The 13,525-nt window shown below is 68.8% G+C and carries 10 protein-coding genes; 5 read left to right on the top strand and 5 right to left on the bottom strand.

What is annotated here, in order from left to right; all coding sequences use genetic code 11:
* Positions 1-35: 35 nt before the first annotated feature.
* From ACIRCZ_RS00230 to hpaH, 4 genes are all read right to left on the bottom strand, one after another.
* Positions 36-731, bottom strand: coding sequence for a GntR family transcriptional regulator (locus ACIRCZ_RS00230; RefSeq protein ID WP_235500377.1), 696 nt, complete (start codon positions 729-731; stop codon positions 36-38).
* A complete protein-coding gene (locus ACIRCZ_RS00235) occupies positions 713-2,215 on the bottom strand; it encodes a fumarylacetoacetate hydrolase family protein (RefSeq protein ID WP_402848350.1) in 1,503 nt (500 codons plus the stop codon). Before ACIRCZ_RS00235 ends, ACIRCZ_RS00230 begins: the two co-directional genes overlap by 19 nt.
* Before the next feature lie 96 nt (positions 2,216-2,311).
* Positions 2,312-3,121 (bottom strand): HpcH/HpaI aldolase/citrate lyase family protein, encoded by an 810-nt coding sequence (locus tag ACIRCZ_RS00240; RefSeq protein WP_055891821.1) that lies wholly within the window; start codon positions 3,119-3,121, stop codon positions 2,312-2,314.
* The gene (hpaH, locus tag ACIRCZ_RS00245) at positions 3,106-3,891 is read right to left on the bottom strand and encodes a 2-oxo-hept-4-ene-1,7-dioate hydratase (protein WP_055891824.1); all 786 of its coding nucleotides are present in this window, start codon (positions 3,889-3,891) and stop codon (positions 3,106-3,108) included. The genes ACIRCZ_RS00240 and hpaH overlap by 16 nt, the downstream gene beginning before the upstream one ends.
* A 294-nt stretch (positions 3,892-4,185) precedes the next feature.
* Here hpaH and ACIRCZ_RS00250 point away from each other — a divergent pair, with 294 nt between their 5' ends.
* From ACIRCZ_RS00250 to ACIRCZ_RS00270, 5 genes are all read left to right on the top strand, one after another.
* Positions 4,186-5,709, top strand: a complete 1,524-nt coding sequence (locus ACIRCZ_RS00250) for an ABC transporter substrate-binding protein (protein ID WP_402848356.1) — start codon at positions 4,186-4,188, stop codon at positions 5,707-5,709.
* A gap of 87 nt (positions 5,710-5,796) precedes the next feature.
* Positions 5,797-6,738, top strand: coding sequence for an ABC transporter permease (locus ACIRCZ_RS00255; protein ID WP_055891829.1), 942 nt, complete (start codon positions 5,797-5,799; stop codon positions 6,736-6,738).
* Positions 6,735-8,576 (top strand): dipeptide/oligopeptide/nickel ABC transporter permease/ATP-binding protein, encoded by a 1,842-nt coding sequence (locus ACIRCZ_RS00260; RefSeq protein ID WP_402848359.1) that lies wholly within the window; start codon positions 6,735-6,737, stop codon positions 8,574-8,576. Before ACIRCZ_RS00255 ends, ACIRCZ_RS00260 begins: the two co-directional genes overlap by 4 nt.
* On the top strand, positions 8,573-9,412 hold the full coding sequence (locus ACIRCZ_RS00265) for an ATP-binding cassette domain-containing protein (RefSeq protein ID WP_402848362.1): 840 nt from the start codon (positions 8,573-8,575) through the stop codon (positions 9,410-9,412). Before ACIRCZ_RS00260 ends, ACIRCZ_RS00265 begins: the two co-directional genes overlap by 4 nt.
* Entirely contained in the window at positions 9,409-11,745 is a 2,337-nt protein-coding gene (locus ACIRCZ_RS00270) for an arylsulfatase (protein ID WP_402848365.1), read from the top strand. The genes ACIRCZ_RS00265 and ACIRCZ_RS00270 overlap by 4 nt, the downstream gene beginning before the upstream one ends.
* Before the next feature lie 75 nt (positions 11,746-11,820).
* Here the strand turns inward: ACIRCZ_RS00270 and ACIRCZ_RS00275 are convergent, their stop codons facing one another.
* Positions 11,821-13,260 carry an aldehyde dehydrogenase gene (locus ACIRCZ_RS00275; RefSeq protein ID WP_055891842.1) on the bottom strand — a complete coding sequence of 480 codons (1,440 nt, stop codon included), beginning with the start codon at positions 13,258-13,260 and terminating at the stop codon, positions 11,821-11,823.
* Positions 13,261-13,525 lie beyond the last annotated feature (265 nt).

Raw genomic sequence — 13,525 nt, forward strand, 5'->3', positions numbered from 1 at the left:
GTGGATGCAGGTGGATGCAGATGATGCGGTGGGAGTCAGGTGTGCGGGTGCTTGTGCTCGTCCTGGTACGTGTGGATCGCATCCAGCGTGGCCAGGCGGTGGCGGCGCGCGGTCAGCTCGATCTCCAGCGGCTCTGCGCCGTTCTCGATCAGCCGCAGGATCTGCTCGTGCTCCTCGACGGACTCGCGGGCGCGGCCGGGGACGAAGCCGAAGGTGGAGTCGCGCAGCACCCGCAGCCGGTTCCAGCCGCGGTGCACCAGGTCCAGGATGTGCGGGTTCGGGCACTCCTCGAACAGCACGGCGTGGAACTCCTGGTTGAGCTGCGTGAACCGGTGCGGGATGAAGTCGTCGAGGCACGCGATCATCTCGCGGTTGATCGCCCTGGCCCGGTAGATGTGGTCTCCGGTGAGCAGCGGAGCGGAGAGCTGGGTCGCCGCGCCCTCGACCAGGGCGAGCGTCTCCATCGTGTACGTGTACTCGGTGTCCTGCAGCAGGGCGACCTGAGCGCCGACGTTCTTCTCGAACGTCACCAGTCCCTCCGCCTCCAGCCGCCGGATGGCCTCGCGCACCGGCACGACGCTGATGCCGAGCTCGCCGGCGATCTGCCCGAGCACCAGCCGGAAGCCGGAGACGTATCTGCCGTCGTCGATCCTGGCCCTGATCCAGTCGTACGCGAGCTGGGACTTGCTCGGCGTCGCCGTCTTCACGGCGCCTACTGCTGTGTCAGCCACGCGCGGTACCTGTCCTTCCATTCGGCGTTCATCGGGAACAGCCCGTCAATCGGCTCGCCGGCAGCGACCTGCTGGGCGATGTACTCCTCTTCGCGCTCCTGTTCGAGCGCGTCGGCCACGACCTCCTCGACCAGCCCGGTCGGGATGACGAGCAGCCCGTCCGCGTCGCCGACGATCACGTCTCCCGGCTGCACTGCTGCACCGCCGCAGGCGACGGTGATGTCCGCATCCCACGGCACGTGCTTTCGGCCGAGGACGGCCGGGTGACCACCGGCGTGATAGGTGGGGATGTCGAGCGCTGCGACGATCGCGAGGTCGCGCACGCCCCCGTCCGTGACGATGCCCGCGGCACCGGTGACCTGCGCGCGGAGCGCGAGGACATCGCCGACGGTGCCGCTGCCGCGCTCGCCGCGGGCCTCGATGACGAGCACGTCGCCGGGACCGAGGGCGTCGAACGCGCGCTTCTGCACGTTGTAGCCGCCGCCGTGCGACGCGAACAGGTCTTCGCGGTTGGGGATGTAGCGCAGGGTCTTGGCGCGGCCGATCAGCTTGGCGTCCGGCCTCGTGGAGGTGAGGCCGTCGATCGAGACGTTGTCCAGCCCGCGCTTGCGCAACTGCGAGCTGAGGGTGGCGGTGGAGACGGCGGCGAGCTTGTCGCACAGTTCGGCGGTCAGCTCGAACGGCGGGGTCACGTTCCCGACCTCGGTCGCAGGCTCCCTCGGCGCTGGGGTCGCGGCATCGCTCCGCGCTGCTCTGCTCTCCGCCACGCCCCATGCCTCGGATCGCTGCAGATCGTCGACGGCCGGCTTGGTGCCGAAGTCGCCGAACGGGACGGTGCCCGCCGTGATGCGGGTGACGAGGCGGCCGGTGCTCGGCGCATCCTGAGCGGTCGGCGCATCCACCTCGACCTCGACGACGTCGCCCGGCTGAGTGACCGACGAGCCGGCGGGGGTGCCGGTGAGGATGACGTCGCCTGGTTCCAGTGTGAGGAGCTGGGAGAGGTCGGCGACGAGCTGGCCGAACGGGAAGAGCAGGTCGTCTGTGGTGCCCTCCTGCACGAGTTCGCCGTTCAGCCAGGTGCGCACGCGGAGCGCGTCGGGGGAGACGGAGGAGGCGGGGATGATGCCAGGGCCGAGCGGCGTGAAGCCGTCTCCGCCCTTGGAACGCACGTTGGAGCCTTTGTCGGCGGCGCGGAGGTCGTAGACGCCGAAGTCGTTGGCCGCGGTGATGCCGGAGACGGCGGCCCATCCGTCCTCCGGCGAGACGCGGCGGGTCGGGCGGCCGATGATGAGGGCGATCTCGCCCTCGAATGCGAGCAGTTCCGTTCCTGCCGGGCGTTCCAGTTCCGAGCCCGAGGCGGCGATCGAGGAGGCGGGCTTGAGGAAATAGGACGGCGTGGCCGGTGTGCGACCGCGCTGCGCTGCACGGGAACGGTAGTTCAGGTGCACGGCGATGATCTTGCCGGGAAGGCTGATGTCGCTCACGGGGTGGTTCTCCTCGTCATCGGGGACTGTATCTGAGATTGTATACGATCTGGAATCGCTGCGCCAGTGCCTCTGCCCGTCCAGCGGGGGAGGCCGTCAGTAGCTGGTGCGGATCGCATCGGAGCCCTCGCCGATGTACCGGTCGGCCAGGGCCTCGGAGGCGCGAGCCAGCAGGGCGACATCGGCTCCGACCAGTACCCACGCAGCGCCGGCGGCGAGGTAGCGGTCGGCCGCCGCCGGGTCGAACGCGTTGACGCCCACCGGCTTGCCAGCCGCGACGCCGGCCGCGATGGCCGTCTCGACGGCGGCGATCACGTCCTGGTGCGTCTGCTGACCGAGCAGGCCCATGGATGCGGCGAGATCGGCCGGACCGACCAGCAGCCCGTCGACGCCGTCGACCGCGGCGATCTCGGCGACGTTGGCCAGCCCGTCCACGGTCTCGATCTGCACGTACAGCGAGACGAGGCCGTCGGCGCGGCCGAGGTAGTCGTCGATCCTGTTCCAGCGGGCGGAGCGGGCGAGCGAGCTGCCGACGCCGCGCACTCCGGCCGGCGGGTAGCGCACGGCCGAGACCATGGCCGCCGCCTGCTCTGCGTCGTTGACCATCGGGATGAGGAGGTTCTGCGCCCCGATGTCGAGGAGCTGCTTCACGATCACGGTGTCGCCGATCGGCGCCCGCACCAGTGGGGCCACGGGGTACGCGGCGACCGCCTGGAGCTGCGCGAGGATCGACTCCAGCCCGTTGGCCGAGTGCTCAGCGTCGATCAGGACGATGTCGAGTCCGGCTCCCGCGCAGATCTCCGCGACCAGCGCGCTTCCCGAGCACGCCCAGATGCCGAACTGGGGCCGGGATGCGGTGCGCAGCCGGTCGGCGAGGGTGGGCGTCGGCTCTAGACGAATCGGCATGTGATGGCTCCCAGGGTTCCGTAGTCGGCGTGGACGGTGTCGCCGCGCTCCACCCACATCGGGCGGGTGAAGGATCCGGCGAGGATGATCTCGCCGGCGTCGAGGGTCGTGCCGTGGGCGGCGAGCTTGTTCGCAAGCCAGGCGACCCCGGATGCCGGGTGGTCGAGCACGGCGGCGGCGACGCCGGACTCCTCGATGGTCTCGTTGCGGTAGAGCAGGGCGGAGACCCAGCGCAGGTCGACCGCATCCACCGCCACAGGGCGGCCGCCGACGACCATGCCGCCCATCGCGGCGTTGTCGGAGATGGTGTCGACGATCGTGCGGCCCTGCATCTCGATGCGCGAGCTCAGGATCTCGAGCGCAGGCACGACGTACTTCGTGGCGTCGAGCACGTCGTAGAGCGTGCAGTCCGGGCCGCTGAGCGGCTGGCCGAGCACGAAGGCGAGCTCGACCTCGATGCGCACGTTGGAGTACGCGTCGAACGGGATGACGGACCCGGTCTCGAACACCATGTCGTCGAAGATCACGCCGTAGTCGGGCTCCGTGATCCCCGTGGCCTGCTGCATCACCTTGGAGGTCAGGCCGATCTTGTGTCCGACCAGGCGGCGGCCTGCCGCGATGCCGCGTTCCTTCCACACGTTCTGGACCGCGTACGAGTCCTCGACGGTCATGCGGGGATGGCGGGCGGTGAGGAGGGGGACGGTTCCGCGGTCGCGCTCTGCGGCGGCCAATTCGTCCGCGATCGAGTGGATGATCGAGTCTTCGAGCACCGGGTGGTCCCTTCGTCGTCGGAGGTCCTGCCCGCAGGGGCAGCCATGGGGGAATCGTATATCATCCCGTACACCTTCGCGATTTCGCGGACGGACCGAGTCGTGAAAAGCTCGTCTCACCCCGTTTTTCTCCACAGGTTGTTTTTCTTGTCAACAACTGTAGAATTACCGCCACGACACAGCGATGTGTAGCCAACCTCGGTTGACGACCGGATCAGTAACTGCTGTGTCGTACGCCTGCGCAGCGTGCGATTGAAGTTCCACCTCCTGCCCTGCCAACCGAGAGAAGAAGACATGAAGAAAGCATTGATCGCGGTGGCTGTCGCCGCCGTGACCGCGCTTGCGTTGACCGCGTGCGGCTCCGGGGGAAGCGACACGAAGACCACGACCGGCGCGTCCGGCGGCCCGCTCAACATCGGGAACTTCGCCGATGTGACGAGCTGGGATCCTTCCCTCGCCGACATCGGATTCGACGGCCCGTACCTGTCGGCGGTCTACGACCCGCTGGTCAGCGTCGACGGGGACGGCAAGCCCACCCCGGCCCTCGCCACCTCCTGGAAGGTCTCGGATGACTTCCTGAAGGTCACCATGACCCTCCGCACCGGCGTGAAGTTCAGCGATGGAGAGGCGTTCGACGCGGCAGCAGCGGTGAAGAGCCTCGACTACCTGAAGAAGGGCGCCCGCTCCGGCGAGGCGTACGAGAACGTCTCGAAGTTCGTGGCGGTCGACGACAAGACGCTGGAGATCGACCTCACCAAGCGCGACGACACCCTCCTCTACTTCATGGGCATCGGCCGCAGCTGGATGATGGCGCCCAAGGCCATCGCGGCAGGTACGCTCGCGAAGACTCCGGAGGGCTCCGGCCCGTACACGCTCGAGTCGTCGAGCGTCGCCGGCTCCGAATACCACTTCAAGAAGGTCGCGAACCACTGGGACGCGAAGCAGTTCCCGTTCGACCCGCTGGCGATCTACCCGATCCAGGATGCGACGGCCCGCGACAACGCGATGGCCTCCGGTCAGATCAACGTGAACTACGCGGACGACACCGCGCTCAAGCAGGCCAAGGAGAACAACTGGAACGTCGCGGCCAAGGTGTCCGGCTGGGTCGGCCTGCAGTTCACCGATCGCGCTGGTGAGAAGTTCAAGCCGCTCGGCAACGAGAAGGTGCGCCAGGCGCTGAACTACGCGTTCGATGGTGCGAGCATCCTGAAGTCGGTCGGCAGCGGGGCCGGAGCTGTGTCGAACCAGGTCTTCCCCGACGGCACGCCTGGCAACGTGAAGAGCCTGAACAGCAAGTACACGTTCTCCATCGACAAGGCCAAGTCGCTCCTCGCCGACGCCGGATACGCCAACGGCTTCGAGCTGCACATGCCGATGTCGCAGGTCTTCCAGGTCTGGCAGCCCGTCGTCGACCAGACCTTCGGTCAGCTCGGCATCAAGGTCACCTGGGACGACATGCAGTACATGGACTACCAGAAGAACGCCCCGACGTACCCGATGTTCGTCTCCTTCCTCGCGATGGACTCGAACCCGGTCGCGACGGTGCAGCGCATGATCAACCTGCCGCAGTGGTTCAACCCGACACCGCAGGTCGACAAGTTCCCGGACGTGCAGGCTCAGGTCGCGAAGGTCCTCTCCGCCGACCCGAGCGACCAGACCGCCCAGATCGAGAAACTGAACACCCTCGTGACAGGCAAGGCGTGGTTCGACGTCTGGTACCAGGCGAACAACAGCTACGTCTCCACGTCGAACATCCAGATCACCCCGGTGACGGGAATGATGTTCCCGACCCTGCGCCAGATCGCCGTCAAGGGCTGACGCACCCCCAGGCGGGCCGCGCGCGAGCGCGGCCCGCCATCCCCGTTCCATCCCACCCGTTCCACCCAGGCTCCGACAGGACAAGACATGATCAGATTCACGGTCAAGAGGCTCGTCTCCGGCGTGATCCTCCTGCTCGTCGTGGCGACAGGCACGTTCTTCCTCGCCCACGCCGCCATCGGCGATCCGACGGCCGGGCTCCTCGGCACGTCGGCGACCCCGGCCCAGCAGGCAGCGCTCGCGGCGAAGATCGGCACAGACCGCCCGCTTCTCGTGCAATTCTGGGAGTGGGGATCGCACGCGATCGTCGGAGACTTCGGCACATCATGGCGCAACTTCCAGCCGGTGAACGCCCAGATCGCGATCAAGCTGCCCGTCACCCTCTCCGTGGTGACAGCGGCCACGCTGCTCTCCGCCGTGTTCGGCGCGCTGTTCGGCGTGCTGGCAGGCCTCCGTCCCGGCTCCGTCCTCGACAAGGTCATCAAGGCGGCGTCGGTGATCCTGTTCGCTCTGCCAGGCTTCTGGGTGAGTCTGGTGCTGGTGATCTGGTTCGCGGTGAACCTGCACTGGTTCCCCGCCGTCGGCTACGTGCAGCCGTCGCAGAGTCTCGACGGCTGGCTGCGTTCGATCACCCTCCCTTCGATCGCGCTCTCGCTCGGCGCCATCGTGATGATCGCCGAACAGCTCCGCAATGCGATCATCTCCGCGAACAACCAGGACTACGTGCGCACCCTGCGCAGCCGCGGCCTCTCCCAGCCGCGCGTCGTCGTGCACCTGATCAGGAACGCTGCCCCCGCATCCCTCACCGTGCTCGCCCTCATGTTCGTCGGTCTGCTCGGCGGCGCGATCGTGGTGGAGCAGATCTTCTCCCTGCCCGGCATCGGAGCGCTCACCAGCGGCTCCTCGCAGAACGGCGACATCCCCATCCTGCTCGGCATCACCGTGGTCACGGTCATCTTCGTGGTGATCGTGAACTTCGTCCTCGACGTGGCGCTCGGCTGGATCAACCCGAAAGCGCGAGTGCAATGACGACGCCGACCGAAGTGATCATCGACCCGCGCGCAGGCCGCCGCGGCTCCACGTTCGTCCGCTTCATCAAGCGACCGGCAGGAGCGATCTCGCTCGCCGTGCTCGTGCTGGTGCTGCTGGTGGCGTTCTTCGCCCCGCTGCTGTCGCCGCACGACCCCAACTTCGTCGATCTCGCGCTGACGAAGGCGCCGCCGAGCCCCGCGCATCCACTGGGCGGGGACAGCGCAGGCCGGGATGTGCTGAGCCGCCTGATCTGGGGGACGCAGTCGACCCTGTGGGGCGCGTTCGTGACCATCCTGGTCGCCGTTGTCGTCGGCGTGCCTGCCGGGCTGGCCGCCGGTTACTACGGCCGCTTCTTCGACAGGGCGGCCACCTGGGTGAGCGACGCGCTGCAGGCCATCCCCGCCATGATCATCCTGCTCATCGTCGCCGCCGGCACGCGCAACGACTTCACCGTGCTGATGGCGACGCTCGGTGTGTTCATGGCGCCCGGCTACTTCCGCCTCACCCGCTCGACTGTGCTGGCCGTGCGCAACGAGCCGTACGTGGACGCCGCCAAGGTCTCCGGCCTCGGCAACGCGCGGATCATGGCCAAGCACATCGTGAAGGCGGTGTACGCGCCCGTGATCATCCAGACTGCGCTGACCGCCGGGATGGCGATGGGGATGCAGGCGGGCCTCCAGTTCCTCGGCATCGGCGGGGCCAAGACGCCCGGCTGGGGCGCGATGATGAACGAGGGCTTCCGCAACATGCTGACCAACCCCCTGCTGCTGCTCTGGCCGTCGCTCGCGCTCGGCATCACCATCGCGGCGCTGGCGATCCTCGGCTCGACGCTCGCCGACGTGGTGAGCGTGCGGACGCCGATCGGCAGGCGGAGGAAGGGTGCGCGCACCTCCCGTGCGCAGGCGGCCGCCGCAGGTGCCGAGCCGTCGACGGTCACCTCCTCCACCGGCTCGATCGCGCACAAGTCGGCCGACTCGGCGGTGCAGCTCCAGAACCTGCGCGTGAACTACGCGACGCCGGACGGCGGGACGGTCGAGGTGGTGCACGGCATCACCCTCGACGTCGCGCCAGGCGAGGTGCTCGGCATCGTCGGCGAGTCAGGCTCCGGCAAGTCGCAGACGGTCTTCTCGATCCTCGACCTGCTCCCCGCCGGCGGCGAATACACCGCTGACGCCCTGTGGATCGGAGGTGCAGACGTCACCAGGATGCCGCACAAGGAACGGCAGAAGCTGCTCGGCCACGAGGTGGGGTACATCCCCCAGGAGCCGATGTCGAACCTGGACCCGTCGTACACGATCGGCTTCCAGCTCACCGAGCCGCTGCGCACGGTGCACAAGCTGTCCAAGGCGGACGCGAAGGCGCGCGCCCTGGCGATGCTGGAGAAGGTCGGCATCGTCGACCCTGCCAGGGTGATGAAGTCGTACCCGCACCAGCTGTCCGGCGGCATGGCCCAGCGCGTGCTGATCGCCGGGGCCATCGCAGGCAAGCCGTCGGTGCTGGTCGCCGACGAGCCGACGACCGCGCTCGACGTCACCGTGCAGGCCGAAGTGCTCGAGCTGCTGCGCGAACTGCAGCAGGAGTACCGGATGGCCCTGGTCATCGTGACCCACAACTTCGGCGTCGTCGCCGACATCTGCGACCGCGTCGTGGTGATGCGCGACGGCGGCATCGTGGAGGTCGGGACGGTCGACAGGATCTTCTCGCAGCCGACCGACCCGTACACGGCCGAGCTGATCGCCGCCTCCCTCGACGGAGCGGCCAGCAGGTCGCAGCTCGACGCCTCCCTGGCCGAACCGACAGAACCCACCGACCCGCGGAAGGCGGTCCTCGCATGAACACCCTCCCGCAGACGGCGCCCCTGCTCACGGCCGAGAACGTCGTGGTCGACTACGGCACAAGGCGCGGATCGTTCCGCGCCCTGAAAGAGGTCTCGATCGAGGTGGGAGCAGGCGAGTGCGTCGGCCTGGTGGGGGAGTCCGGCTCCGGCAAGTCCACTCTCGGCAAGGCGATCCTCGGCCTCGTTCCCGTCACCAGCGGCACGATCCGGTTCGACGGGGAGGACATCACCCACCTGAAAGGCGCCAAGCGCCGGGCGCTCGCGTCGAGCATCCAGGTGGTCTTCCAGGACCCGTACGGCTCGCTCAACCCGGCCATGACGATCGGCGACATCCTCGCAGAGCCGCTCGCGACGGCGGGCACGAGCCGACGGGATGCGCGCGCCACCGTCGCCGACATGCTCGACAGAGTGAAGCTCCCTTCGACCGTGATCGACCGATACCCGAAGGAGTTCTCCGGCGGCCAGCGGCAGCGCATCGCCATCGCCCGCGCCCTGGTGCGGCGACCACGGCTGATCGTCTGCGACGAGCCGGTGAGCGCGCTCGACCTCACGACGCAGGCGACGATCATCGACCTGTTCATCGAGCTGCAGCGCGACACGGGGGTCTCCTACCTGTTCGTCTCGCACGACCTCGGGGTGGTGCGCAGGATCTGCCACCGCGTGGCCGTGATGTACCGCGGGGAGATCGTGGAGACGGGCGACGGCGAGCAGGTCACGCGCGACCCTGAGCACCCGTACAGCAAGCGCCTGCTGATGGCGTCGCCGGTGGCGGACCCCGCTGGGCAGGCCGCTCGGCGTGCTGCCTGGCTGAAACTGCGCGAGCAGGCAGCGTGAGCGCCGCCGCCGGCAACGGGGCGCCGCGGGAGAGCAGAGGGTACGAGGGGTTCGGCGGCTTCGTCGCGGAGACGGCGAGCGCATCCACACCGTCCTGGCCGGCGCGCGTGCGTGCCAGAGACGGCGCGCCGAACGTGATCGTGGTGCTGCTCGACGACCTCGGATTCAGCGACCTGTCGCCGTTCGGCAGCGAGATCGCCACCCCGGCCGTGCAGGAGCTCGCCGAGACCGGTTACCGGTTCACGAACTACCATTCCACTCCGGTCTGTTCCCCTGCACGCGCAGCGCTGCTCACCGGGCTCAACCCGCATCGCGCGGGGTTCGCGTCCGTGGTGCACGCCGATCCCGGATTCCCCGGCTATGTGATGGAGATCGCGGACGACGTGCCGACCATCGCCGAGTCGTTCCGCGCATCCGGATATGCCACCTTCATGGTCGGCAAGTGGCACCTGACCACGGAGTCGAAGATGCACGACGGAGCGGACAAGGCGTCCTGGCCGCTGCAGCGCGGCTTCGATCGCTACTACGGCTCGATGGACGGCTTCACCACGCTGTTCCACCCGCACCGGCTGGTGAGCGACAACAGCCCGGTCACAGTCGACGAGTTCCCCGACGACTACTACCTGACCGACGACCTCACCGACCGCGCCATCGGGATGATCCGAGGGCTGCGCGCCAACGACGGCGACAAGCCGTTCTTCCTCTACTTCGCACACCACGCCGTGCACGGCCCGATCCAGGCCAAGGCCGCAGACATCGCGACGTATCGCGGCGCGTACGAGCGCGGCTGGGACCACATCCGGTCGGAGCGGTTCGCCAGGCAGGTGCGCGACGGGCTGTTCCCGCCGCACACCGTGCCAGCGCCGCGCAACGAGGAGCCGCTCGCCCCCGTGGCGGCGTGGGACGAGCTCAGCGACGAGCAGCGCGCGCTGTTCGCCCGCTACATGGAGGTCTACGCCGCGGCGGTCGACAACGTCGACCAGAACCTCGCGCGGCTGATGGATGCGCTGCGCGCGTCGGGCGAGTACGAGAACACGATCGTCGTCGTCGCCTCCGACAACGGAGGCACGGGCGAGGGCGGCCCAGAAGGCACCCGCAGCTACTTCAGCCAGTTCGTGCAGCTCGCCGGGCTCCCGGCAGACTGGGAGCGCGACGTGGACCGCGACCCGGAGCTGATCGGCGGTCCGCGCGTGTTCGCGCACTATCCGGCGGGATGGGCGTACGCGTCGAACACGCCGTTCCGTCTTTACAAGGGCGCGACGTACGAGGGCGGCATCCGCGTGCCCCTGGTGGTCTCCTGGCCGGCCGGGCTGCCGCGCGCTGCCGGAGACAGCGGTGTGCGGGACCAGTACACCTACGTCACCGACCTCGGTCAGACCCTGCTCTCGCTCGCCGGGGTCGCGCCGCTGTCCTCCCGCGCGGGTCTCACCGCCAAGGAGGTCGACGGCGTGCCGTTCGACAGCGTGCTGCTGGATGCGTCAGCGCCGGCGGTGCGCACCGAGCAGTACTCGGAGTTCGCCGGCAACCGCGCATTCGTCAGCGGCCGCTGGAAGATCGTCACCGACCACCACTGGGCCGATGCGTTCACCGACGCCGAGTGGCGGCTCTACGACCTCGACGCCGACCCCACCGAGCGTGTGGACCTGGCGGGGACGCATCCAGAGCTAGTCGCCGAGCTGGCCGAGCAGTGGCGTGCAGCGGGCTGGTGGAACACGGTGTTCCCGCTCGGGGACGACGGCTCGCTGTTCACCCAGCGGCCGTCGACGGAGCTGGAGCTCGAGCGGCCGGTGACGCTCTACCCAGGGACGCCGACGCTGGAGCGGTTCCGCGCGAGCAAGCTCACCAAGCTGCGCAGCTTCGACGTCGTCGTGCGCGCCGACCTCGCGTCGGGGGAGGGCACCCTTGTCGCCCACGGCGACCAGGGCGGCGGTTACGTGCTGCGCGTGTCGGACGGATCGTTGACGCTCGCATACAACGAGTACGGCAGGATGCACAGGGTCGCGGTGCCGCTCGTCGCCCTGGGCGGACAGGACGTGACGCTGCGCTTCGAGGCGCTGCCCGGCATCCGGTGGCTGATCGGCGTCGAAGCGGGCGGCGCGCGCGTCGCCTCGCTCGGCCCGGTCCTGCAGCTCGTGGGCATGGCGCCGTTCACCGGCATCAGCGTCGGCGTCGATCGCGGCGGCCCTGTCGACTGGGACGTGTACGAGCAGCGCGGGTCTTTCCCGTTCGGTGGCGCGCTGCGTTCTGTGCGCTACGTGCCGGGCGACAAGGCGGACGAGAACCCGGAGGTCATCGTGCCGATCGAGCGGGAGATCGCGCGAATCTACGAGTGAGCGCACCCAGCGAAACGGCCGCGACCCCCTCCGGAGTCGCGGCCGTTCCTGCATCCGCTCGGTTCACTGCATTCGTCAGTAGTGCAGCCACACCGACTTGGTCTCGGTGTACGCGTCGATCGCCCACGGGCCCATCTCGCGGCCCCAGCCGCTCGCCTTGTAGCCGCCCCACGGCGCCGCCATGTCGGGGATGGACGGCATGTTCACGAACACCGCACCGGCGCGGATGCCGTTGGCGAGCCGCTGCGAGGTGGCGATGTCCTTGGTCCAGACCGTCGCGGCCAGGCCGTACTCCGTGTCGTTGGCGCGGGCGATGATCGCGTCGAGCTCGTCCTCGTCCTCGTAGCTGGTGATCGAGAGCACTGGGCCGAAGATCTCGTCGTGCATGATCGTCATCTCGTCGGTGACGCCGGCGAACACGGTCGGCGTGAAGAAGTAGCCGTCGCGGTCGGCGCGGACGCCTCCGGTGACAAGCTCCGCGCCCTGCTGCCTGCCGACCTCCACGAGGCGCTCCACGTGGCCGAGGTGCTTGGCGGAGACGAGCGGGCCGAGGTCGACGCCCTCCTCCATACCGTTGCCGAGCCGCAGCCCTGCGACACCGCCGGCGAGCTTCTCGACGAACTCCGCCTCGCGCTTCTTGTCGACGTAGAACCGCGTGTACGCGGCGCAGACCTGCCCGGAGTTCAGGATGCTGCCGGCGATGTTTCCTCCGACCGCCGCGTCGATGTCGGCGTCCGCCGCGATGATCGACGGCGCCTTCCCTCCCAGCTCCAGCGTGAGGCGCTTGAGGTTGGAGTCCGCGCTCGCGCGGGTGATGATGCGGCCGACGGCGGTGGAGCCGGTGTACGACAGGTGGTCCACATCCATGTGCTCGCTGAGCAGCGCACCGGTCGCGCCGTCGCCGGTCACCAGGTTGACCACGCCGCTCGGGATGCCGGCCTCCGCACAGAGCTCGACCAGCCGGATGCTCGTGAGCGGGGTGACCTCGCTGGGCTTGATGACCACGGTGTTGCCGGTGGCGAGTGCGGGGGCGAGCTTCCAGGCGAGGATCATCAGCGGGAAGTTCCACGGCGTGACCAGCGCGTTCACGCCGACAGGCTCGCGGCGCGTGTAGTGCAGGGTGTCGGGGAACGACACAGGGTTGACGGTGCCCTGGATCTTGGTGACCCAGCCGGCGTAGTAGCGGAAGTGCTCTGCTGCTCCGGTGACGCTGACCATTTTGGAGATGCCGAGCGGCTGGCCCTGGTCGCGCGTCTCCAGGGCGGCGAGCTCGTCGTGGTGCTCGTCGATCAGGTCGGCGAGACGGAACAGCAGCGCCGCACGCTGGATCGGCAGGAGCCCTGCCCACTCGGCCTTTCCGAGGGCGGCGCGGGCGGAGGCGACCGCCGCATCCACGTCGGCACGGGATGCGGTGCCGACCTCCTCGATGACCTGCTCCGTGGCGGGGTCGACGGTGGCGATGGCGCCGCCGGACGCTTCCGTCCACTCGCCGTCGATGAACAGTTTGGTGGCCACTTTCGTGCTCCTTTGCGTAGCCGGACGAGACGCGTGGCCGCCGCAGCTGGACGCCCACGCAAGCAGTATCCGTGCGGCGGACGCACGGTGTCTTGACCGGTGCGGCACGAGCGTTGTCGGTGAGCGAATGGTCGGCCGGGGGCCGTTCCCCCGCGTGCTCGTGGCGTGCGACCCTCGGGAGGACTCGAGGGAGAGGAACCGTGGTGGAGACAGTGGATGCGCACGGCCAGGTCGCGCAGGAGCGGGAGCAGGAGCGGGAGCGGGT

It is taken from the genome of Leifsonia sp. NPDC102414 (assembly GCF_044765685.1).
In the GTDB taxonomy this organism is placed as follows: Bacteria; Actinomycetota; Actinomycetes; order Actinomycetales; family Microbacteriaceae; genus Leifsonia.

What these genes read in the sequence shown, in the direction of transcription:
- ACIRCZ_RS00240 (WP_055891821.1), bottom strand. Translation starts at nt 3,121, where the DNA reads ATGCCGATTCGTCTAGAGCCGACGCCCACCCTCGCCGACCGGCTGCGC.
- ACIRCZ_RS00250 (WP_402848356.1), top strand. Translation starts at nt 4,186, where the DNA reads ATGAAGAAAGCATTGATCGCGGTGGCTGTCGCCGCCGTGACCGCGCTT.
- ACIRCZ_RS00255 (WP_055891829.1), top strand. Translation starts at nt 5,797, where the DNA reads ATGATCAGATTCACGGTCAAGAGGCTCGTCTCCGGCGTGATCCTCCTG.
- ACIRCZ_RS00260 (WP_402848359.1), top strand. Translation starts at nt 6,735, where the DNA reads ATGACGACGCCGACCGAAGTGATCATCGACCCGCGCGCAGGCCGCCGC.
- ACIRCZ_RS00265 (WP_402848362.1), top strand. Translation starts at nt 8,573, where the DNA reads ATGAACACCCTCCCGCAGACGGCGCCCCTGCTCACGGCCGAGAACGTC.